Annotated in this window: 18 protein-coding genes; 8 read left to right on the top strand and 10 right to left on the bottom strand. The window is 65.6% G+C overall.

Translation table 11 applies throughout. From position 1 onward, the window contains the following. Positions 1–78: 78 nt before the first annotated feature. From trpS to secB, 3 genes are read right to left on the bottom strand one after another with little or no spacing between them, the layout of a single operon-like run. Positions 79–1,107 carry a tryptophan--tRNA ligase gene (trpS, locus tag AB1K63_RS09455; protein ID WP_366959861.1) on the bottom strand — a complete coding sequence of 343 codons (1,029 nt, stop codon included), beginning with the start codon at positions 1,105–1,107 and terminating at the stop codon, positions 79–81. A gap of 6 nt (positions 1,108–1,113) precedes the next feature. Then, positions 1,114–2,757, bottom strand: a complete 1,644-nt coding sequence (gene murJ, locus AB1K63_RS09450) for a murein biosynthesis integral membrane protein MurJ (RefSeq protein WP_366959860.1) — start codon at positions 2,755–2,757, stop codon at positions 1,114–1,116. A gap of 28 nt (positions 2,758–2,785) precedes the next feature. Continuing rightward, a complete protein-coding gene (gene secB, locus AB1K63_RS09445) occupies positions 2,786–3,322 on the bottom strand; it encodes a protein-export chaperone SecB (RefSeq protein ID WP_366959859.1) in 537 nt (178 codons plus the stop codon). A gap of 242 nt (positions 3,323–3,564) precedes the next feature. Between secB and AB1K63_RS09440 the strand changes: the two genes are divergently transcribed. From AB1K63_RS09440 to AB1K63_RS09430, 3 genes are read left to right on the top strand one after another with little or no spacing between them, the layout of a single operon-like run. Further along, complete coding sequence (locus tag AB1K63_RS09440) at positions 3,565–4,215, top strand: Tim44/TimA family putative adaptor protein (RefSeq protein WP_366959858.1); 651 nt, start codon at positions 3,565–3,567, stop codon at positions 4,213–4,215. Positions 4,216–4,224: 9 nt separating this feature from the next. Next, positions 4,225–5,403, top strand: a complete 1,179-nt coding sequence (locus AB1K63_RS09435; protein ID WP_366959857.1) for a murein transglycosylase A — start codon at positions 4,225–4,227, stop codon at positions 5,401–5,403. Further along, on the top strand, positions 5,400–5,978 hold the full coding sequence (locus AB1K63_RS09430; RefSeq protein WP_366959856.1) for a Smr/MutS family protein: 579 nt from the start codon (positions 5,400–5,402) through the stop codon (positions 5,976–5,978). Before AB1K63_RS09435 ends, AB1K63_RS09430 begins: the two co-directional genes overlap by 4 nt. Before the next feature lie 3 nt (positions 5,979–5,981). Here AB1K63_RS09430 and ahpF read toward each other — a convergent pair whose 3' ends face one another. The 4 genes from ahpF to aroC form a co-directional block, all read right to left on the bottom strand. After that, on the bottom strand, positions 5,982–7,571 hold the full coding sequence (ahpF, locus tag AB1K63_RS09425) for an alkyl hydroperoxide reductase subunit F (RefSeq protein WP_366959855.1): 1,590 nt from the start codon (positions 7,569–7,571) through the stop codon (positions 5,982–5,984). 90 nt (positions 7,572–7,661) lie between these two features. After that, complete coding sequence (ahpC, locus tag AB1K63_RS09420; protein ID WP_366959854.1) at positions 7,662–8,228, bottom strand: alkyl hydroperoxide reductase subunit C; 567 nt, start codon at positions 8,226–8,228, stop codon at positions 7,662–7,664. A gap of 143 nt (positions 8,229–8,371) precedes the next feature. Further along, on the bottom strand, positions 8,372–9,598 hold the full coding sequence (locus AB1K63_RS09415; protein WP_366959853.1) for a potassium/proton antiporter: 1,227 nt from the start codon (positions 9,596–9,598) through the stop codon (positions 8,372–8,374). Positions 9,599–9,645: 47 nt separating this feature from the next. Beyond that, on the bottom strand, positions 9,646–10,737 hold the full coding sequence (gene aroC, locus AB1K63_RS09410) for a chorismate synthase (protein ID WP_366959852.1): 1,092 nt from the start codon (positions 10,735–10,737) through the stop codon (positions 9,646–9,648). Positions 10,738–10,958: 221 nt separating this feature from the next. Here aroC and ruvA point away from each other — a divergent pair, with 221 nt between their 5' ends. The 4 genes from ruvA to AB1K63_RS09390 all read left to right on the top strand — a co-directional run bounded on the left by ruvA (position 10,959) and on the right by AB1K63_RS09390 (position 14,669). Continuing rightward, entirely contained in the window at positions 10,959–11,564 is a 606-nt protein-coding gene (gene ruvA, locus AB1K63_RS09405) for a Holliday junction branch migration protein RuvA (RefSeq protein ID WP_366959851.1), read from the top strand. An 11-nt stretch (positions 11,565–11,575) separates the two neighbouring features. Then, positions 11,576–12,124: a DsrE family protein gene (locus AB1K63_RS09400; RefSeq protein ID WP_366959850.1), complete on the top strand. Its 549-nt coding sequence runs from the start codon at positions 11,576–11,578 to the stop codon at positions 12,122–12,124. Beyond that, a complete protein-coding gene (ruvB, locus tag AB1K63_RS09395; protein WP_366959849.1) occupies positions 12,124–13,167 on the top strand; it encodes a Holliday junction branch migration DNA helicase RuvB in 1,044 nt (347 codons plus the stop codon). Before AB1K63_RS09400 ends, ruvB begins: the two co-directional genes overlap by 1 nt. Before the next feature lie 230 nt (positions 13,168–13,397). Further along, complete coding sequence (locus AB1K63_RS09390) at positions 13,398–14,669, top strand: hypothetical protein (protein ID WP_366959848.1); 1,272 nt, start codon at positions 13,398–13,400, stop codon at positions 14,667–14,669. Positions 14,670–14,817: 148 nt separating this feature from the next. Here AB1K63_RS09390 and AB1K63_RS09385 read toward each other — a convergent pair whose 3' ends face one another. The 3 genes from AB1K63_RS09385 to AB1K63_RS09375 form a co-directional block, all read right to left on the bottom strand. Next, the gene (locus AB1K63_RS09385) at positions 14,818–15,273 is read right to left on the bottom strand and encodes a rhodanese-like domain-containing protein (protein ID WP_366959847.1); all 456 of its coding nucleotides are present in this window, start codon (positions 15,271–15,273) and stop codon (positions 14,818–14,820) included. 86 nt (positions 15,274–15,359) lie between these two features. Continuing rightward, on the bottom strand, positions 15,360–18,032 hold the full coding sequence (acnA, locus tag AB1K63_RS09380; protein WP_366959846.1) for an aconitate hydratase AcnA: 2,673 nt from the start codon (positions 18,030–18,032) through the stop codon (positions 15,360–15,362). Between the two features lie 97 nt (positions 18,033–18,129). Further along, positions 18,130–19,017: a DMT family transporter gene (locus tag AB1K63_RS09375; protein WP_366959844.1), complete on the bottom strand. Its 888-nt coding sequence runs from the start codon at positions 19,015–19,017 to the stop codon at positions 18,130–18,132. A gap of 135 nt (positions 19,018–19,152) precedes the next feature. On the opposite strand from AB1K63_RS09375, the gene AB1K63_RS09370 reads away from it, so the two are divergent. Beyond that, positions 19,153–20,535: a L,D-transpeptidase family protein gene (locus AB1K63_RS09370; protein WP_366959842.1), complete on the top strand. Its 1,383-nt coding sequence runs from the start codon at positions 19,153–19,155 to the stop codon at positions 20,533–20,535. The last annotated feature ends 4 nt before the right edge of the window (positions 20,536–20,539 follow it).

Raw genomic sequence — 20,539 nt, 5'->3', positions numbered from 1 at the left:
CGTTCCCACCAACGCCGCGAGTCGTTAGGGTAACAGATAAGGAACGGAAAATGAACGAATTTTGAATTCGTCGCTGTTTCAGCGCGTTCCGTCGCCGCGCACGAAGCCCAGCGCCGAGTAGGCCGCCTCCAGCGTCGGCACCGCCCGCTCGCGCGCCTTCGCAGCGCCGCGCGCCAGGATGGCATCGATCGCTTCCCGGTCCTGCAGCAGGTCGGTGAACCGGGCCGAGATGGGGCGCAGCGTCTCGACCAGCACTTCGCCGAGCGCCGGCTTGAACGCGCCGAACCCTTCGCCACCGTGGTCGGCAAGCACCGCATCCACGCTGGAATCGGTCAGCGCGGCGTAGATGGTCACGAGGTTCAGCGCTTCGGGCCGCCCTTCCAGTCCGTCACGCTCGGACGGCAGCGGCTCGGGATCGGTCTTGGCCTTCTTGACCTTCTTCATCACCTCGTCCGGATCGTCGGAGAGGTTGATCCGGCTCATGTCGCTGGGGTCCGACTTGGACATCTTCTTCGAGCCGTCGCGAAGGCTCATGATGCGGGCCGCATCGGGCGGGCTGATCGGCTCGGGAAGGGTGAAGACCGGTTCCTCTTCCGATGCGAAATCGTGGTTGAACTTGGCCGCGATGTCGCGCGCCAGTTCCAGGTGCTGCTTCTGGTCCTCGCCCACGGGCACGTGGGTCGCCTGATGGACCAGCACGTCGGCCGCCTGCAGTACGGGATAGGTGAACAGCGCCGCGCTCGCGCCTTCGCGGTTCTTGCCCGACTTGTCCTTGAACTGCGTCATCCGGTTGAGCCAGCCGATCCGGGCCGTGCCGTTAAGCAGCCATTGCAGTTCCGCGTGCTGGGGAACCTGCGCCTGGTTGAACAGGATCGAACGGTCCGGGTCGATCCCGCACGCGACCAGCGCGGCGGCCATTTCCAGCGTCGCGCTGCGCAACTGCGCGGGATCGTGCGGCATGGAGATCGCGTGGAGGTCCGCCAGGAAGAACAGGCACTCGCTGCCATCGGGAAGCTCGTCCTGCATGCGCGCCCAGTTGCGGATCGCGCCCAGATAATTGCCGAGGTGGAGGTTGCCTGTCGGCTGGATGCCGGAAACGACGCGCATGGCTTATCAGGGCTCTCTTCTTCTGGTCAGCGTGACGATGCGCTGGCGATCGATCGCGCCGAGCACGTAGGCGATGGCGAAATAGACGACCGCCGAACACCCGATAAGCGCGAGCAGGGCGCCTACGCGCGCGAACAGGCCGGCATCGTACCAGCCCGTAAGCAAGTCGCGGGCGAACCACAAGGCGGCGCCCATGGCCGCGGCCGCCACCACCTGCCGCCCGACCCGCCCCACGAGCCCCAGCGGGATCGTGTAATAGCCGCGCCTGACCAGTACGGCGTAGAGATAGGCGACGTTGATCCATGCCCCTACCACGCTGGCAAGCGCGATGCCCACCACGCCGTAGCCCGCACCTTCGAACCCGAACGCGGGCAGTGTTGTCGACTGGCCGAAGATCGAAACCGGTCCTCCGAAGGCGAGCCCGTTGTTCGCCAGGCAGACGGCCAGGAACACCGCGAGCGATATGAAGGCGGCATAGACCGGCGTCCTTGTATCGGACCGGGCGTAGAAATTGGGGACCAGCACTTTCACGAGGACATAGGCGGGCAGGCCCGTGACCAGCACGCCCAGCACCTCGCCCGTCACCACGGCCTGATCGAGGCTGAACCGGCCTCCCTGGAAGATCATGGTGACGAAGGGCACGGCGCAGATCGCCAGGGCGACGGCCGCGGGAATGGTCAGCAGCATAGACAGCTCGATCGCATCCGACTGGATGCGGTCCGCCCCTTCGCGGTTCTTCGCGCTGACGAAGCGTGAAAGTGTGGGCAGGATGGCAGTCGAAAGCGCGATGCCGATGATGCCCAGCGGCAGCTGGTTCAGCCGGTCGGCATAATTCATGTAGCTGATCGAACCGCTTTCCAGCTGGTTCAGGAAGTAGAGCTGCACCAGCGTGTTGATCTGGTACGCGCCGCCGCCGATCGCGGCGGGCAGCGCGATGATCGACAGGCGCTTCACCTCGGGTGTGATGCGCGGCCACAGGAGGCGTGGGCGGAAGCCCTCGACCCGCGTCCAGACATAGAGCCAGACGAGCTGGATCGCGCCGCCTACCGTCACGGCCCATGCCTGGCTGTAGCCGACCTGCCTGACGGTCCAGCCCCATTCGGCCATGGCGTGGTCGCCCAGGAGGAGCGCCGCGATCAGGACCAGGTTGAGGATGATCGGGAAGCTGGCCCCGGGCGCGAAGCGGCTGACGGAATTGAGCATGCCGGTGAACAGCGTCACCAGGCTGACCAGCACGATGTAGGGGAACATGATGCGCGCGAAATCGACTTCCATCGCGAAGTCGGCAGGCGCCGCGCCGCCATCGCCCAGCAGGCGGATGACGAACGGCATCGCCAGCATCATCACCGCGCACAGCGCGATCAGTACCGGAAGAAAGACGCTCAGCACATCGTCGGAGAAGCTGCGCGCATCCTCTATCCCGCCATCCCCGTGCAGGCGCTTGGAGAACATCGGCACGAAGGCGGCGGAGAAGGCGCCTTCCGCGAACAGGCGGCGAAAGACGTTGGGAATGATGAAGGCCTGGAACCAGGCATCGGTCACCGTATTGGCGCCGAGGACGCGCGAGAAGATCATCTCGCGCGCCATGCCGGCGACGCGGCTGACCATGGTCAGCCCGCCGATCGTTCCGACATTCTTGAGCAGGCTCACGCCGTCAGGCCCGCGTCAGGAAATGGGCTCAGTTTTCCGAACCGGGGATCGACATCGCGCCCGGATCGCCGCCCTGCGCCTGGCGCTGCTGCATCTGCTGGACGTAGAGCCCGTTGAAATCGATCGGATCGAGGACGAGCGGCGCGAAACCGGCATCGCGAGTCGCGTCCGAAAGGACCCGGCGGGCGAAGGGGAACAGCAGGCGCGGCGCTTCGGCATACAGGAACATGTGCCCCTGTTCTTCCGGCAGGTTGCGCATGCCGACGACGGCGCAATAGGACAGTTCGACGAGGTACACGTTGCCCCTGTCGGACTTGGCCGTCACGTTGACCTTCAGTTCCACCTCGTGCGTTTCGCCTTCCAGCGGGCGCGCGGCGATGTTGAACTGCAGGTCGATCTGCGGCTGCTGGTCCCAGCGGAAGGATTCCGGCGCGTTCGGGTTTTCGACCGACAGGTCCTTCACATATTGCGAGACGATGCCGGCCACGGGCTGGTTGTCGGCCCCGTTGGCACCGTTGTTCTGCGCTGCGTCAAGATCGGTCAGGATGTCGCCTTCGTCGGCCATGTCGGAAATCTTTCTTGTTGTGCGCGGCTGCCGCGCCGGATCGGGTCTTCGGCCCGCGCGCCTAGCACCGCCGCACGCCCCCCGCAACGTGCGACAGCGGGGGCGATGGCGGCGGTGAAACGAAAAGCCGCCCTGCGTTGTTCATTTGTAATCGCCTCCTATTTAAGGCACATGTTGAAAGCGCGGTTGTTCCGGCTCGGAACGGGCCGTGCCGTTCGCAGGACACTTGTATGGACTCTTCCGTGATTATTCAGATCGTCATCCTGGCCGTCATTGCCGCCTTCCTGGGCATGAAGCTCTATTCGGTGCTCGGCAAACGGCACGAGGGCGAGGAAGAATCGATTCCCAAGCGGTTCGAGGAGCAGCGCCGCGACGCTGCGCAGGCCCGGCCGGCGCTGGCGCCCGCCCGCCAGCTGCCGCAGGAAATGCCCGGAGTCCTTCCGGCTGTGGAAAGCGGCGTGCGGTCGATCGCCGCGGCGGATCGCCAGTTCGACATCACCGCCTTCCTCGAAGGAGCGAAGGGGGCGTACGGGATGATCCTGGAAGCGTTCTGGACCGGTGATCGCGAAACGCTGCGCGAGCTGTGCGACGAAGACGTCTATGCCGGTTTCGACGCCGCGATCGCCGCGCGCGAGGAAGCGGGCGAAACGCTCGACAACACGCTGGTGCGGATCGAGGATGCGAAGATCGATGCCGCTTCGCTGGTCGACAGGACGGCGCGTATCCGCGTCCGCTTCGTTTCCGACATCGCGGCTGTGACGCGCGACCGGGACGGCAATGTCGTTGCCGGGTCGCTTGACGACGCGATCGAGAGCGTGGACGTCTGGACTTTCAAGCGCGATGTGCGTTCGGAAGATCCGGACTGGCTGCTCGACGAAACCGACCAGGGCTGACCCGAAACTATGCGCGCCGCGCTTCGCCTCTTCGCGATGGGCGGCCTCGCGCTGCTTTCCGCCTGTGCCGTCATTCCCGCAGGCGGGGCCGGAGGGGCGATCGCCCCTGTGGCGACGACCGCCGGGGGCACCGCCCTGTTCGCTGCGCAGGGCGTCGCCGCTCTTCCGATAAGCCGCGACGATGCAGCCGGCGCGCTGACCGCGTTCGTCGGCAGCTGCGGCTGGGCGACCAGCCGGGAAGACGCCTCGGGCCTGACGCGGCCCGTCGACTGGCAGGTGCCGTGCGACGCGGCACGCAGCTGGACCGGCGATCCGCGCGCCTTCTTCGTCACCCATTTCGAAACCGTCCGCGTCGCTGACGGCAAGGCGTTCGCGACCGGCTATTTCGAGCCCGAGATCCGCGGTTCTCGCACCCGCCGTCCGGGCTACGAAGTGCCGATCTACGGGATGCCCGCGGATCTCGTCCGCGCATGGCCCGCCGACACGCCCGAAAGCGAACGACAGGGGCGTGCGCCGCTCGGCCGGACGGACGAATTCGGCAACCACGTGCCTTACTACACGCGGGCCGAAATCGAGGACGGGGCGCTGGAAGGGCGCGGGCTGGAAATCGCCTGGGCTGCGGATCCGGTCGAGGTCTTCTTCCTCCAGATCCAGGGTTCGGGCCGCCTCATCACGCCCGAAGGCGATGTCGTGCGCATCGGCTATGCCGGCCAGAACGGCCATGCCTATACCGGCATCGGCGGCGTTATGCGCGAGCGGGGGCTGCTGGGCGAAGGGCCCGGCAAGTATTCCGGCTCCATGCAGGGCATCATGCAGTATATTCGCGAGAACCCGCAGGCGGGCCGCGATCTCATGCGCCTCAACGAAAGCTGGATCTTCTTCCGCGAACTGACCGGTGCCGGGCCGCTTGGCTCGCTCGGCGTCGCGGTTTCGCGCGAGAACTCGGTCGCGGTCGATCCGAACTTCGTGCCCTATGGCGCTCCGGTTTGGCTGCAACTCGACCGGCCGGAAGCCAACGGCCTGTGGGTCGCGCAGGATACCGGCGGCGCGATCAAGGGCACCAACCGGTTCGATACGTTCTGGGGTGCGGGCGAGGATTCGCGCCTCATCGCAGGCGGCATGACCGGTCGCGGCGAAGCGCTGATCCTGGTGCCGAAAGGGACGCTCGCCCGCCTGCGCGGGCAATGACCCATCCGCGCGGCCTGACCGACGCCGAAGCGCAGGCGTGGGAGAAGCTGGCGGCGACGGTCGAACCGCTGCATCCGGCACGGCGACCGCGCAAGGTTGTCCCCGCGCCGGCGCCGCCACCTTCACCCGCTCCCGCTACGTCCTCCCCGGTCGCGCGTCCGGAGCCGAAGCGGCGCGATCTTTCCCTACCCACACGCACGCCGCCAAACCCGTCCGTGCCGCGCGGCGATGGCGGTCTCGATTCGCACTGGGACCGGAAGCTCAAGGCAGGGCAGGTCGCGCCCGACTTCACTCTCGACATGCACGGGCACACGCTCGACGGGGCGTATCACCGGCTCGAAAGCGGACTGTTCCAGGCGAAGACGATGGGCGCGCGGCTGGTGCTGGTCATCGCGGGGCGTTCGCGGCCGGTCGATGCGGCGGACAGGGGCCAGCGGCGCGGGGCGATCCGGGCCAAGATGCTCGACTGGCTGGCCGCGGGTCCGCACGCGGGCGACATCGCCGCCATACGAAAAGCGCACCGCCGCCACGGGGGCGACGGTGCGCTTTATCTCGTGCTCAAACGGCGTCGCTAACCGTTAGGCCGCCTGCGCGACCTCGTCGGTCGCCTCGTTGCGGATGAGGTAATCGAACGCGCCCAGCGCCGCCTTGGAACCTGCGCCCATCGCCACCACGATCTGCTTGAAGGGAACGGTGGTCGCATCGCCCGAGGCGTAGATGCCGGGAATGTTGGTCGCGCCGTCCTTGGCGATCTCGATCTCGCCATGTTCGCTGAGTGCGAGCCCGCTGTCCTTCAGCCACTCGGTATTGGGGACGAGGCCGATCTGGACGAAAATACCGGCCAGTTCGATATCGTGCTCGGCGTCGGTGGCGCGGTCCTTGTAGGTGAGGCCGGTTACGCGCTTGCCGTCCCCGTTCACGCGGGTGGTCGCCGCGTTCACGATGATGTCGACATTATCCATGCTGCGCAGCTTTGCCTGCAGCACCTCGTCCGCGCGCAGGCTGTCCGCGAATTCGAGCAGCGTCACGTGATCGACGATCTTGGCAAGGTCGATCGCCGCCTCGACGCCGGAATTCCCGCCACCGATGACCGCGATCCGCTTGCCCTTGAACAGCGGGCCGTCGCAGTGCGGGCAATAGGCGACGCCCTTGTTGCGGTATTCCTGCTCGCCCGGCACGCCCAGATTGCGCCAGCGCGCCCCGGTCGCGAGGATCAGCGCCCGCGCCTTCAGTTCGGCCCCATTGGCAAAGCGCACTGTGTGCAGCCCGCCACGCACCTTGGCGGGCACCAGCTCCTCGGCCTGCAGGCGGTCCATGCGCTCGATCGTGTTGTCCGCGACCTGCTTCGCCAGATCGTCCGAGAGCTTCGGGCCCTCGGTGTAGCTGGTGCCAGGCAGGTTCTCGATGCCGAGCGTGTCCTGCAGCTGGCCGCCGAAGCGCTCTGCCGCGATGCCGGTCCGAAAGCCCTTGCGCGCGGTATAGATGCTGGCGGAAACGCCCGACGGGCCGCCGCCGACGACCAGTACCTCGAACGGGTCCATGGCGTTCAGCTTCTCGGCTTCGCGCGCGTCCGCGCCTGTGTCGAGCTTCGCCAGGATTCCGGCGAGGTCGATCTTGCCGTTGTAGAACGGTTCGCCGTTCAGGAAGGTCGCCGGCACGGCCATGATGTCGCGCCGTTCGACCTCGTCCTTGAAGGTGCCGCCTTCGACCAGCGTCGCGGTCACGCGGCTGTTGGTCAGGGCGAGCAGCGTCAGCGCCTGCACCACGTCGGGGCAGTTGTGACAGCTGAGCGAGAAGAACATCTCGAACGCGAAATCGCCTTCCAGGCGCTCGGCCTGTTCCAGAAGGTCCGCGTCCACCTTGGGCGGGTGGCCACCGGCCCACAGCAGGGCGAGCACCAGCGAGGTGAATTCATGGCCCATCGGCAGGCCGGCGAAGCGGACCCATTTCTGCGGGTCGCTCGCGCGGCGGATGACGAAGCTGGGTACGCGTTCGTCCGTACCGTCGAAACCGGCGCTGACCATGTCGTGCAGCGCCGCGATCTCTTCCAGCAGTTCGCGCGTCTGCGCGCTCTTCGCATCGTCACCCAGCGTGGCGACAAGCTCGATCGGCTCGCGCAGATTGGCGAGGTATTGCTTGAGCTGCTGGGTCATGGCGGTGTCGAGCATGGCGCGAATGTCCTGTCGGATGGAGATTGGAAAGGAAGTGACGACCCGGACGCGAGGCCCGGGCCGCCATGGTAGTCGTGTCGCTGTAGCTTAGATCTTGCCGACGAGGTCGAGCGAGGGGGCCAGCGTGTCTTCGCCTTCTTCCCACGCGGCCGGGCAGACCTGGCCGGGGTTGGCGCGGACATATTGCGCGGCCTTGATCTTGCGCGTCAGTTCGTTGGCATTGCGGCCCACGCCTTCGCAGGTCTGTTCCATGATCTGGATGACGCCGTCCGGATCGACCACGAAGGTCGCACGATCGGCAAGGCCCATCTCTTCACGCAGTACGTCGAAGTTCTTCGACAGCGTGTGCAGCTGGTCGCCCAGGAACGGGAACTTAAGCTTGCCGACGCGCTCGCTGGTGTCGTGCCAGGCCTTGTGGCTGAAATGCGTGTCGGTCGAAACGCCGTACACTTCGACGTCCATCTTCTGGAGCATCTCGTACTTCTCGCCGAGGTCTTCCAGCTCGGTCGGGCAGACGAAGGTGAAGTCGGCCGGATAGAAGAAGAAGACGGCCCACTTGCCCTTCACATCTTCGTCGGTGACTTCGAAAAAGTCCTTGCCGGCCTGGAAGGCGGTGGCCTTGAACGGTTTGATCTGGCTTCCGATGATACCCATGGTTTTTCTCCGTGTTCGGGTTGAAACTCGTGGCTGTCAGATAGGCACTGCTGCGGTGCACAAAAGCGATATGTTGCGATTGCTAACATCGGAATTTTCAATCAGCGATTTGGAACTTACGGAAAGCCGCACTTTAGCGGCGGTTACGCTCCCGACCGCGCTTTCGCGGGGTCGGCCGCGTCTCCGATCCGCAACAGTTTCGCCACCCGGTTGATGCTGGGGCCCTGCACCACACTGGAAACCAGCACGACGAAGAACACCACGTTGAAGATGGCGAAGGCGCCTTCCACACCAGCGACGATGGGGAAGATCGCCAGCACGATCGGCACCGCGCCGCGCAGGCCTGCCCAGGACACGAACAGCATCGTGCGCGCATCGAACCGGCGAAAGGGGAGCAGACAGGCGAACACCGCCAGCGGGCGCGCCACGAAGATGAGGACCAGCGTGACCGCCATACCTGCGCCCACGACCGGCAGGAGGTTGGACGGCGTCAGCAGCAGACCCAGCGTCAGGAACATGACCACCTGCGCCAGCCAGGCCAGCCCGTCCTGGAAGGTGCGCACGATGGGCTTGGCGGCAAAGGCGCGCGTTCCGGCGAAGACGCCTGCGACGTAGACTGCCAGGAACCCGTTCCCGCCGAGCAGATCCGCGGTCCCGAAGCAAATCAACGCCCCGGCGATGGAAACGACGAATGCGAGGCCTCCCTGCCGCAATCCCATGCGCTGCAGGCTTTCGGGCAGGACATAGCCGACGGCCAGCCCCACCACTGCGCCCACGATCATCTGCTGGGCGAATTCCGGTACCAGTGCCAGCGGCGAAACGGGCGTGGCTGCGGTAAAGGCCAGCAATGCGGTGACGAGGAAAATCGCCATCGGGTCGTTCGAGCCCGATTCGAGTTCCAGCAGGGCTGGCACCTCGTCCTGCAGGTCGAGATCGCTCGATCGCAGGACGGAGAAAACGGCGGCCGCGTCGGTCGATGCGACCACCGCGCCCAGCAGGAAGGCCTGCAAGGGCGCGAAATCGAGCAGGTAGATCGCCGCCACCGCCACGATGCCGGCGGTGATGCCCACGCCCAGCGTCGCCAGCACCAGCGCAGGGACCAGCATGGACCGGACCGACCGCCATTTCGTGTCGAGCCCGCCCGAAAACAGGATGAAGGCGAGGCACACGATGCCCACGCCCTGCGTCAGCCGGTAATCGTCGAAGGCGATGCCGCCGGGCCCTTCCACCCCGGCAAGGATACCCAGCGCCAGGAAGCCGACGATGGCTGGGAAGCCGATACGGCTGGTCAACAGCCCCGCGCACACCGTTCCCGCCAGCAGGAGGCCGGTCAGCAGCATCGCGAATTCGGGTGAGGGCAGGGTCTGCATGGGCGGTCAGGTCGCGCCGGGTTCCGCAACCGGATCGAAAGCGAACCTCACCCGCATTGCGCCCGGTGTAGCAGCTTCTGATCGGCCAGAACCAGCGCCATCATCGCTTCGACCACGGGCGTGCCGCGGATGCCGACGCACGGATCGTGGCGGCCCTTGGTGCGCACCTGCGCCGCTTCGCCTTCGCGCGTGATGCTGTCGACCGGCGTGAGGATGGAGCTGGTCGGTTTGAAGGCCACGCGGCACGTCACCGGCTGTCCGGTGGAAATGCCGCCGGCGATGCCGCCGGCATGGTTCGCCTCGAAACGCGGGGCGGCCTCGTCGCCCTCGCCGGGCCGCATGGCGTCGGCGTTCTGTTCGCCGGTCAGCCGCGCGGCGTCGAACCCGTCGCCGATCTCCACGCCCTTGACCGCGTTGATGCTCATCATTGCGGCTGCGAGTTCCGCATCCAGCTTGGCGTAGATCGGCGCACCCCAGCCGGCGGGCACGCCGGTCGCCTCGCACTGGACCACGGCGCCGAGCGAGGAACCGGCCTTGCGCGCATCGTCCACCAGTGTTTCCCAGCGCTTCGCGGCCTCGGCATCGGGGCACCAGAAGGGATTGCGCGCGATCTCGTCGGCGTCGAAATTCGCCGGATCGACCTTGTCCCCGCCGATCTCGCTCACCCAGGCGCGCAAGCTCACTTCGGGCAGCAGCAGGCGCGCCACCGCGCCCGCCGCGACCCGCATGGCGGTTTCGCGCGCGCTGCTGCGCCCGCCGCCGCGATAATCGCGAAAGCCGTATTTCGCGTCATAGGCGTAGTCGGCGTGGCCCGGGCGATAGGTGCCGGCGATGTCCGAATAGTCCTTCGATCGCTGGTCGGTGTTCTCGATCAGCAGGGAAATCGGCGTGCCGGTGGTCCGTTGCTGCCCGTCCTCGTCCGCGAATACGCCCGACAGGATTCGCACCGCGTCGGCCTCCTGCCGCTGGGTGGTGAACTTGTTCTGCCCGGGCTTGCGTGCATCCAGGAACGGCTGGATATCGCTTTCCGACAGCGCGATGCCCGGAGGGCAGCCGTCGATCACGCAGCCGATCGCGGGGCCGTGGCTTTCGCCCCATGTGGTGAAGCGGAAGACCCGCCCGAACGTGTTCCAGCTCATGCCTGCCATCCATACCGTGCCTGCCCGACGTGTCGAGCCGGGGCTTGCGAGGCCGCCGCGCTTTCCTACACGCGGTTTTCGTGCCATCTGCACGCCATGCACCGCCTCGCGAGCCATTCGACAACGCCCAAAAAAAAGCGCGGGTTTTCAGTGACGTTTCTTGCCCCAGGACAGTGGTCCATGCGGTCCATGTCTCTCCTTGCTGGCGGAGCGCATCGGCCGTGATCGCCAAGCTGAAAGGCCTGCTGGATGAAACCGGCGCGGACTGGGCGGTGATCGACGTCGGCGGGGTCGGCTACCTCGTCCATTGCTCGGCCCGTACGCTCTCCGCTCTGGGAGAGAAGGGCGAAGGCTGCACGGTCTATACGGACTTGCAGGTGAGCGAGAACGACATGCGCCTGCTCGGCTTCGCGGAAGCTGGCGAACGCGACTGGTTCCGCCTCCTCACCAGCGTGCAGGGCGTCGGCAGCAAGGTGGCGCTCGCCATCCTGTCCGCCCTTTCGGCGGGCGAACTGCAATCCGCCTGCGCGCAGGGCGATGCCGCGATGGTCGCCCGCGCGCAGGGTGTGGGCCCGAAGCTGGCGGGCCGCATCGTCAACGAACTGAGGGACAAGGCGGGCGCGATGCCCGGCGGCGGAGGCAACGGAGCCGTGAGCGCCGCCGCGCCGGTGGGCGGGGCCAGCTCCGATGCGGTCAGCGCGCTTGAGAACCTGGGCTTCAAGCCCGCCGTGGCCGCCCGCGCCGTCGCCACCGCACAGGCCGAACTGGGCGAAGGCGCAACCGAGGGCGACCTGATCCGCGTGGCCCTGAAGCGGGCGGCGGGATGATGGAGAACGCGATGAGACTGTTGCTGCTGCTCGCCACAATGGCCCTGACAACTCCTGCCATGGCGCAGGACCCGGACGCCTCGCGCTTCGAATACGGGCCGGTCTTTGCCGAGTACGGCGCGACGGCCGAAATCGCATCGACCGTGACGATCCCCGCCGATACGCAATTCAAGGTGGCGTTCGATGCGGCGCGCCAGGCGAGCGGTCAGCGGTCCAACACCACGTTCAACAGCGCCGCGCGGCTGATCAACATGCACGCCAGGGCCGGCCATCCGGTCGCACAGACGCAGGCGGCGATCGTCGTCCATGGCGGCGCGACGATGGACGTGCTGAACGCGACTGCCTACGCCGCCCGCTTCGACGGGGCCGAGAACCCGAGCGCCGGACTGGTCCGCGCGCTTCTCGACCACGGCGTGCGCATCATCGTGTGCGGCCAAAGCGCGGTCGGCCAGGGCGTGGACGAGACGAGCGACCTGATGGAAGGCGTGAAAGTCGCCACTTCCGCGATGACCGCCCATGCCCTGCTGCAGCAGGACGGCTACACGGTGAACCCGTTTTGATGACCGACCCCGTTCCCCTCCATTCGCCCGACCGCCAGCCGGAGGACCCGGACGCGGCGTTGCGGCCCCAGTCGCTGGCCGAGTTCGTCGGGCAAGAGGCCGCGCGCGAGAACCTGCGCGTCTTCATCGAGGCGGCGCGCGGGCGGGGCGAGGCGATGGACCATGTCCTGTTCTTCGGCCCGCCGGGCCTCGGCAAGACCACCCTGGCGCAGATCGTCGCCAAGGAAATGGGCGTGGGCTTCCGCGCCACAAGCGGTCCGGTCATCGCCAAGGCGGGCGATCTCGCCGCGCTGCTGACCAATCTCGAGCCGATGGACGTGCTCTTCATCGACGAGATCCACCGGCTCAATCCCGTGGTCGAGGAAGTGCTCTATCCGGCAATGGAGGACCGCGCACTCGACATCATCATCGGCGAAGGCCCCTCGGCGCGCAGCGTGAGGATCGACCTGCCGCCCTTCACCCTGGTGGGTGCGACCACGCGGCAGGGCCTGCTGACCACGCCGCTGCGCGACCGGTTCGGCATCCCGGTGCGGCTGAACTTCTACACCCACGCCGAACTGGAACGGGTGGTCACGCGCGGCGCGGGCAAGCTGGGCATGGCGATCGAACCGGAAGGCGCGCGGGAGATCGCACGCCGGTCGCGCGGTACGCCGCGGGTGGCCGGACGCCTGCTGCGCCGGGTGCGCGACTTTGCCCACGTGGCAGGCGACGGCGCGATCACGGCAAAGGTGGCGGATGACGCCCTTACCCGGCTGGAGGTCGATTCTCTCGGCCTCGATGCGATGGACCGGCGCTACCTCACCATGATCGCCACCACCTACAAGGGCGGGCCGGTGGGCGTCGAAACGCTAGCGGCGGGGCTCGCCGAACCGCGCGATACGGTGGAAGAGGTGGTCGAGCCCTACCTGATCCAGCTCGGCCTGATCGCGCGGACGGCGCGCGGGCGATGCCTCAACGATGCCGGGTGGCAGCATCTGGGACTCGCGCCGCCCTCGTCCCCCTCGGCAGGCGCTCAGACGGGGCTGTTTGACGAAGAGGGTTGATGCACCGCAAAGGATTGGCCGGGTTTCGGTCCCATAGTGGAACAACTCACGCCAAACCGCGAATTTCGAGCGATTTTTTTGCGCCCACCCGACCATTTGATGGTTAATCGCGTTGCCGACCTGCCGGTTCTTGGGGTTCTTGGAGAGCACAGGGAAGTGGCAATCAGCGGACCCGCCGTCGGTTCTGTCTTCCCACAGGCTAAAGAGAGAACCCGACCATGTCCGTCAAAATGGCCCTGGCAAAACTTTCGGCCACTGCGGCCGGCACCGCGATCCTCGCCGGTGGCGCAGTCCATGTCGCCGAACCGATGGTAACCGACGCGCCGTCCTACAAGTCGGACAAGGTCGAGAGCGTGAAGGGCGAGCCCGAAGTTCGCTACATCAAGGACAAGCGCGTTCGCTTCATCCCGGACGAAGAGCCGGTCGAAGTGCGTCGCCGCGTCGTCCATCGCACGGTAGAATGCGAACCGATCGGCGGCCCGGGCGCGCCTGGTGCGGCCTATGGCAGCCCGGCCCATGCCGGCGCGTCCTACGCAGGCGGCGGGTCGCATGCTGGCGGAGCGGCCTACGCGGAAGGCGGTTCCTATTCCAGCAGCTACTCCGAAGCGGGCTACATTCGCGGTGCCGACGGTTGCGCACCTGCCTACCAGGTCGCCCTTGCGGCGGTGCCTGCACCCCTCCCGCTCGGCCCGGTTGGTCCGATCGTCGGCGGTGGCGGTAGCGGAAGCGGCGGCGTGACGGTCATCGGCGGAAGCGGCGGCTTCGGTGGCGGTTTCGGCGGTGGCTTCTTCGGCGGCTTCTTCGGCGGCGGTTCGAGCGGCGGCAGCGTCGTCGTGAGCTCGACCACCTCCGGTTCGGGATCGACGTCCGGCAGCAGCTCGACCTCGGGCAATGACGGCATCAATATCGATATCGACATCGACAACAGCAGCTTCGGCGGCACGACCGGGTCCAGCTCGACTTCGACATCGACCGGCGGTAGCTCCACCTCGACCTCGACGGGCGGAAGCTCGACCTCGACTTCGACGTCCTCCAGCAGCTCCGGCAATATCGACATCGACAACGAGAACAACAACTCGAACGAGCAGAGCCAGGATCAGAACCAGAACCAGAACCAGGATCAAGAGCAGTCGAACAACAACGAAAACCACAACAACAATAATAACAACAACCACAACGAGAATAACAACTCGAACGAGAACAACAACCACAACGAGAATAACAACAATAACAATAACGAGAACAACAACTCGAACGAGAACAACAATCACAACGAGAATTCCACCAGCACGTCGAGCTCGGGCAACATGACGAGCAGCACGAGCGGTGGCGACTGCAAGGGCCGCAAGTGTGGCGGCGGTTCGACCAGCCACGGCACCTCCGGGACGCCCGGCACGACTGGCGGCACGCCGGTTCCGGCTCCGCCGATGCTGATCCTCTTCGGGCTGGCAGCCGCAGGCGTTCTCGGCCGCAAGCACCTCAAGGGCAAGGACCGCGGCTGACGCCCCCTTCCGGCACGGCTCGAATGAAAGGGCGGTCCTTGCGGGCCGCCCTTTTTCGTTGCCGGCTATGGTCGCCGTGCGCTGCGCAAGGGCTTCAGTCGGCGGACACCCATGCGACCTCAGCCGTGCTCATGGCTCCGTCCAACTCTCAGACATCGGTGTAGCCATAGCCGTAGAGGTTTATGAACGTGGGGATGTTGAGTGCGAGCGGCGCCTTCTTCGTGGCCACGGGCTCGGTATCGTCGGTGAAGTTGTTGTTGCAGTAGATGAAGATGGGCCGATCGCGATCTTCGCCGATAACCCGGGCCAGCGAAGCCTCGGTAAAATCGGAAAACGGCAGGTTGACCGCGCCTTCTATGTGACCACGCGCGAATGCGTCGGCCGATCTCGTGTCGAGAAGCAGAGCGCCTTGGCGGGCAGCCTCTTCGAAAAATTGCTCGGGGTCGAGAAGGCGACCCTCACGGTAACCCCCGACTTCCGCCGTGAGCGCGGCAAAGCCATTATAGTCTATGCGGGTTCCGGCCGGGTCTTCCCTTGCCTTCGCAGGCGACGGGCTCAACACCAGGGCGACAAGTATCAGGATCGACTTGTATTCTGTCCGCACGGCAATCCTCCCCGATCCCGGTCGGGAAGGATTGCTCCATGCGTCGTTGCCGCCCGCTTAACGGGCGAGGCGGAGCCGTTCGCCTGTCAGGCTGCCAGCTTGCGGATCACGTAATGCAGGATGCCGCCATTCTTGTAGTATTCCATCTCGTTCGCCGTATCGATCCGGCAAAGCGCGGTGAAACTGGCACTGGTGCCGTCGGGACGCGTGACTTCCACCTCGACGTCTTGGCCCGGTTTAAGGCTGGCGAGCCCCTTGATGGTGAAGCTGTCGTCGGCCGTCAGTCCCAGCGTGTCGCGGGATTCGCCCTCGCGGAACTGGAGCGGCAGAACGCCCATCCCGATGAGGTTCGAGCGGTGGATTCGCTCGTAGCTCTCGACGATGACGGCGCGCACGCCCAGCAGGATGGTGCCCTTGGCCGCCCAGTCGCGGCTCGAACCGGTGCCGTATTCCTTGCCGCCGATCACGACCAGCGGCGTGCCGTCTTCCTTGTGCTTCATCGCGGCATCGTAGATCGGCATCTGCTCGCCGTTGTAGATGGTGTATCCACCTTCCACGCCGGGGACCATCTCGTTGCGGATCCGGATATTGGCGAAGGTGCCGCGCATCATCACTTCGTGATTGCCGCGGCGGCTGCCGTAGGAATTGAAGTCCGCCTTCGAAATCTGGCGTTCCTTCAGATACTCGCCGGCAGGGCTGTCTTCCTTGATCGAACCGGCCGGGCTGATGTGGTCGGTCGTCACGGAATCGCCGAGGATCGCCAGCGGCTTGGCACCGGTAATGTCGGCCACCGGTTTCGGGGTCATTTCCATTCCGTCGAAAAACGGCGGATTTGCGATGTAGGTGCTGCCCGGATTCCAGCTGTAGGTGTCGCTCGCTTCCGCCTTGATCGAACGCCAGTGCTCGTCACCGTCGTAGACCTTGGCATAGCGGCTCTCGAACATCTCGCGGTCGATGTTCGCGGCACGGTGTTCGGCGATTTCGGCATTGCTCGGCCAGATATCGGCCAGCATCACATCGTTGCCTTCCCTGTCCTGCCCGATCGGCGTGGTCGTGATGTCTTCCGTAACGGTCCCCTTGAGGGCGTAGGCGACCACGAGCGGCGGACTGGCGAGGAAATTCGCACGCACATCCGGGCTCACGCGGCCCTCGAAGTTGCGGTTGCCCGAAAGGACGCTGGCCGCGACTAGGTCGTTGGTGTTGATCGCGTCGCTGATCGGGCCGGGCAGGGGGCCGCTGTTCCCGATGCAGGTGGTGCAGCCGTAACCGACCAGGTCGAAGCCCAGCGCGTCGAGATCGTCCTGCAAGCCGCTCTTCTCGAGATAGTCCGTCACCACCTGCGACCCCGGAGCGAGCGAGGTCTTAACCCAGGGCTTGGGCTTCAGGCCTTTCTCGTGTGCCTTCTTCGCGACCAGTCCGGCTGCAATGAGGACGTCGGGGTTGGAGGTGTTGGTGCAGCTCGTGATAGCGGCAATGACGACATCCCCGTCGCCGATATCGTGGTCCTTGCCGGCCACATCGACGCGGTGCGGACTGCTCTTCTTGTAGACTTCGCGCAGGTCGTTGTTGAACAGTTCGTCGACCTGGGGAAGCGCAACCTTGTCCTGCGGACGCTTGGGTCCGGCAAGGCTGGGCACCACGGCGGACAGGTCGAGTTCGAGGGTGCTGGAGAAGACCGGATCGATCGACGGATCGATCCACATGCCCTGCGCCTTCGAATAGGCTTCCACGAGGGCGATCTGGTGTTCGTCACGGCCTGTCAGGCGCAGGTATTCGAGCGTCTTGTCGTCGATGCCGAAGAAGCCGCAGGTGGCGCCATATTCCGGCGCCATGTTGGAAATGGTCGCACGGTCGGCCAGCGTCAGCGAGGCGAGACCGGGTCCGTAGAACTCGACGAACTTGCCGACGACCTGATGCTCGCGCAGCATCTGGACGCAGGTCAGCACGAGATCGGTCGCCGTGACGCCTTCCGCCATCTGGCCGGTCAGCTTGAAGCCGACCACTTCGGGGATGAGCATGGAAATCGGCTGGCCGAGCATCGCCGCTTCGGCCTCGATCCCGCCGACGCCCCAGCCCAGCACGCCGAGACCGTTGATCATGGTCGTGTGGCTGTCCGTCCCGACGCAGGTATCGGGGTAGGCGGTGAGGTTGCCGTCCTGGTCCTCGGTCGACCAGACGCCGCGGCCGATATATTCCAGGTTCACCTGGTGGCAGATGCCGGTTCCGGGAGGAACGGCGGAGAAGTTCTCGAAACTCTTGGACCCCCACTTGAGGAAGTCGTAGCGCTCTTCGTTGCGCTGGTATTCGAGCTCCACGTTCTTTTCGAACGCCTGCGGATGGCCGAATTCGTCGACCATCACGGAGTGGTCGATCACGAGGTTGACCGGTACCTGCGGGTTGATCTTGGCCGTATCCCCGCCGAGCTTCTTGATCGCATCGCGCATTGCAGCAAGATCGACGACGCACGGAACGCCGGTGAAATCCTGGAGGAGGACGCGTGCCGGCCGATACTGGATTTCCCGCCCCCGGACCGGGTTGTCGGCCCATTTCGCGATCGCTTCCACATGCTCGGTCCCGACGGTGTGGCCTTCGTCCTCGAAGCGGAGCATGTTTTCCAGCAGCACCTTCATGCTGAAGGGCAGCCGGGAAACGTCGCCGACCTTCTCGCCGGCCTTGGCGAGCGAGTAATAGGCGTAGTCCTTGCCATCGACGGTGAGGGTATCGCGGGTTCCGAGCGTGTCCTTGCCGACCTGTGTCATGGGCGGGTCCTTTCGACTGGCATGAATGAAACTGTCGCCCTCCCAACGGCTGGCAACGCTGAATGTGCCGCGCACCTGCGCTCTGACGCGGTTTGCGTCAAGATGACTCGGGCAACGGACGACCGCGACGCGTGCCCAGCCAGCAGCCAAGGACGATCAGCGAAGTGCCGAGCAGGGTCGTTGCTGTCACTTCTTCGGCGAAGAACAGCCACCCGAACAGCGTGGCCCACAGGAAGCCGGAATATTCCAGCGGAACAAGCACCTGCGTTTCCGCGCGGGCGTAGGCCCAGGCGATGGCCATGGCCCCGAAAACGGTCAGGACGGAGGCAACCGCGATGTCGCCCAGCACGGCCCAGTCCGGCAGGACCAGGAAGAAAGGCGCTGCGACCAGCATGATCGCTCCGCCCACGCCGCTATGGAACGTCGCCACTTCAAGTGGCCCCGCCACCCGCGATTGCTGGCGGATGATCACGAAGTTCCAGGCGTAGAGCATTGCGGACACCAGGATCGAGAACAGGCCCATCGCGATATCGGCATCGAAGGTATCGCGCCCCACGCGCCCGCCAATGATGACCAGCGTCCCTGCAAAGCCGAGGATCGAGCCGACGATCGCGATTCGCCTGATTGTCTCGCCCAGCAGGACATGGGCGAGATAGAGTGCGATCAGCGGCGCGACGAAGGAAATCGCGATCGCTTCCGCCAGCCGCAGCTTGGTGAGTGCGAAGAAGAACGTCAGCGCCATGAAGGCGGATACGATCCCGCGCAGCAGGTGCAATTTCAGCACGGCGCGGTCCGGCCAGCGCGCCCCGGCGCCGACCCAGAGGGGCGCGGCGATCGCGGCACCGATGAGCGATCGCAGGAGCGATGCGCTATACGCGCCGATCGCAAGGCTGGCGCCTTTCATGAACGCATCCATCAGCGAAAGCGCGGCGACCCCTGCGAGCGTCGCCAGGATCGGCAGGATATGCGGACTGCGGTGGCGCATGGCGTGTGCTTAGGCACGCTGTTGCCCTTCGTCATCACCGGCCGGACGATTCACCGAGGATACAGCAGGCATGCTTGATAGTAGCTATCCAGAGGGAGTATATTCCCCGTGTTCAAGCATAGCTGTGGGGCTGTTGTGACCAAGACTTTCGCTTTCCGTTTCTCGCTTCTGGCCGCGACCGCGGCTGCCCTGCCAGTCACCCTGCACGCGCAGGCGGGCCAGCCGGAAGACCTTCTTCCGCAACGGGCGCAGATCGAAGGTGAAGCGGTCGACGTGGAAGACGACGCGGTCGCCACCGACTCGGTCGAAAGGCAGCTCGACGCCATCGCCGAGAAGAAGGACCCGGCCGTCCAGGTTTGGTCCGTCGCGAGTGCGCAGGAACTGCTTTCGATCGTGGAAGGCATGGGCGCTGAAGGCCTGAAGCCCGCCGATTACGAGCCCGCCAAACTGCGCGCCGCGATTGCCGCCGGACAGGGCGATGAACTCAATATGGTCGCCAGCCGCACCTTTGCTTGGGTGGTCGAAGACCTGCGCGACGGACGCACACCGATGACGGCGCGCAAGCAGTGGTTCGTGTTCGATCCGGATCAGGACCGCTATCCCACCGCGCGCCTGATGGCGCAGGCCCTCGAAGGCGGGAGCATTGACGCGGCGCTGCAGCGGATCATGCCGGAGCACCCCGATTACGCCGCGCTTCGCGACGCGCTCGGTTCGGCGACTACGCCCGCGCGCAGGAAACTGATCCAGGCAAACATGGACCGCTGGCGCTGGTTGCCGCGCGATCTCGGCAGCCAGTACCTCATCACCAATGTCCCTGAATACCAGCTTCGCCTGACCGTGAACGACACCATCGTGCGGACCTACAAGACGGTGGTCGGCAAACCCGGCCGCACTGCGACCCCGCAGCTGGCCGAAAGCATCGAGGGCGTGGTGTTCAACCCGACCTGGACGGTGCCGCAGTCGATCGTCCAGGGGGAAGGTCTGGGCGCGAAGGTGCTCAACAACCCGACCTGGGCGAAGAACAACGGATACGCTGCGACGCGCGGCGAGAACGGCTGGGTCACCGTGGTGCAGCAGCCGGGCCCCGACAATTCGCTCGGCCTCATGAAGCTCCACATGCCCAACCGGCACGCGATCTTCTTCCACGACACCCCGTCGAAGCACTACTTCAACAGCGCGAACCGGGCGCTGAGCCATGGTTGCATCCGTACCGAGCGGGCGAGCGAGCTTGCCATGACGCTGGCCATCCTGCGCGCTGGCAAGACGGCGGACGAGGCGGCCGCGATCCAGAAGACCGGCGAATACACGCTGGTTCCGTTCAAGCAGCAGATGCCTGCCTACATCACCTACTTCACGATGGCGAAGGACATCGAAGGCAAGCTGCGGACCTTCAACGACATCTACGGCCGCGATGCGGCGGTGCTGGAGAGCTTCGAAAAGGCGCGCGTTGCCAATCGCAGCCGCGTGACGGACGAGCAGGTCATCCCGATCGAGAACGATCCGCGCGACACCGCCTGAGCGG

The sequence above is a fragment of the Qipengyuania sp. JC766 genome, assembly GCF_040717445.1.
Lineage (GTDB): Bacteria > Pseudomonadota > Alphaproteobacteria > Sphingomonadales > Sphingomonadaceae > JC766.
This window is presented reverse-complemented; position numbering and strand designations above follow the sequence as displayed.

What these genes read in the sequence shown, in the direction of transcription:
- AB1K63_RS09430 (WP_366959856.1), top strand. Translation starts at nt 5,400, where the DNA reads ATGACCCATCCGCGCGGCCTGACCGACGCCGAAGCGCAGGCGTGGGAG.
- ruvB (WP_366959849.1), top strand. Translation starts at nt 12,124, where the DNA reads ATGACCGACCCCGTTCCCCTCCATTCGCCCGACCGCCAGCCGGAGGAC.
- AB1K63_RS09390 (WP_366959848.1), top strand. Translation starts at nt 13,398, where the DNA reads ATGGCCCTGGCAAAACTTTCGGCCACTGCGGCCGGCACCGCGATCCTC.
- AB1K63_RS09415 (WP_366959853.1), bottom strand. Translation starts at nt 9,598, where the DNA reads ATGCAGACCCTGCCCTCACCCGAATTCGCGATGCTGCTGACCGGCCTC.
- AB1K63_RS09400 (WP_366959850.1), top strand. Translation starts at nt 11,576, where the DNA reads ATGAGACTGTTGCTGCTGCTCGCCACAATGGCCCTGACAACTCCTGCC.
- acnA (WP_366959846.1), bottom strand. Translation starts at nt 18,032, where the DNA reads ATGACACAGGTCGGCAAGGACACGCTCGGAACCCGCGATACCCTCACC.
- aroC (WP_366959852.1), bottom strand. Translation starts at nt 10,737, where the DNA reads ATGAGCTGGAACACGTTCGGGCGGGTCTTCCGCTTCACCACATGGGGC.
- secB (WP_366959859.1), bottom strand. Translation starts at nt 3,322, where the DNA reads ATGGCCGACGAAGGCGACATCCTGACCGATCTTGACGCAGCGCAGAAC.
- AB1K63_RS09375 (WP_366959844.1), bottom strand. Translation starts at nt 19,017, where the DNA reads ATGCGCCACCGCAGTCCGCATATCCTGCCGATCCTGGCGACGCTCGCA.
- trpS (WP_366959861.1), bottom strand. Translation starts at nt 1,107, where the DNA reads ATGCGCGTCGTTTCCGGCATCCAGCCGACAGGCAACCTCCACCTCGGC.
- ahpC (WP_366959854.1), bottom strand. Translation starts at nt 8,228, where the DNA reads ATGGGTATCATCGGAAGCCAGATCAAACCGTTCAAGGCCACCGCCTTC.
- ahpF (WP_366959855.1), bottom strand. Translation starts at nt 7,571, where the DNA reads ATGCTCGACACCGCCATGACCCAGCAGCTCAAGCAATACCTCGCCAAT.
- AB1K63_RS09435 (WP_366959857.1), top strand. Translation starts at nt 4,225, where the DNA reads ATGCGCGCCGCGCTTCGCCTCTTCGCGATGGGCGGCCTCGCGCTGCTT.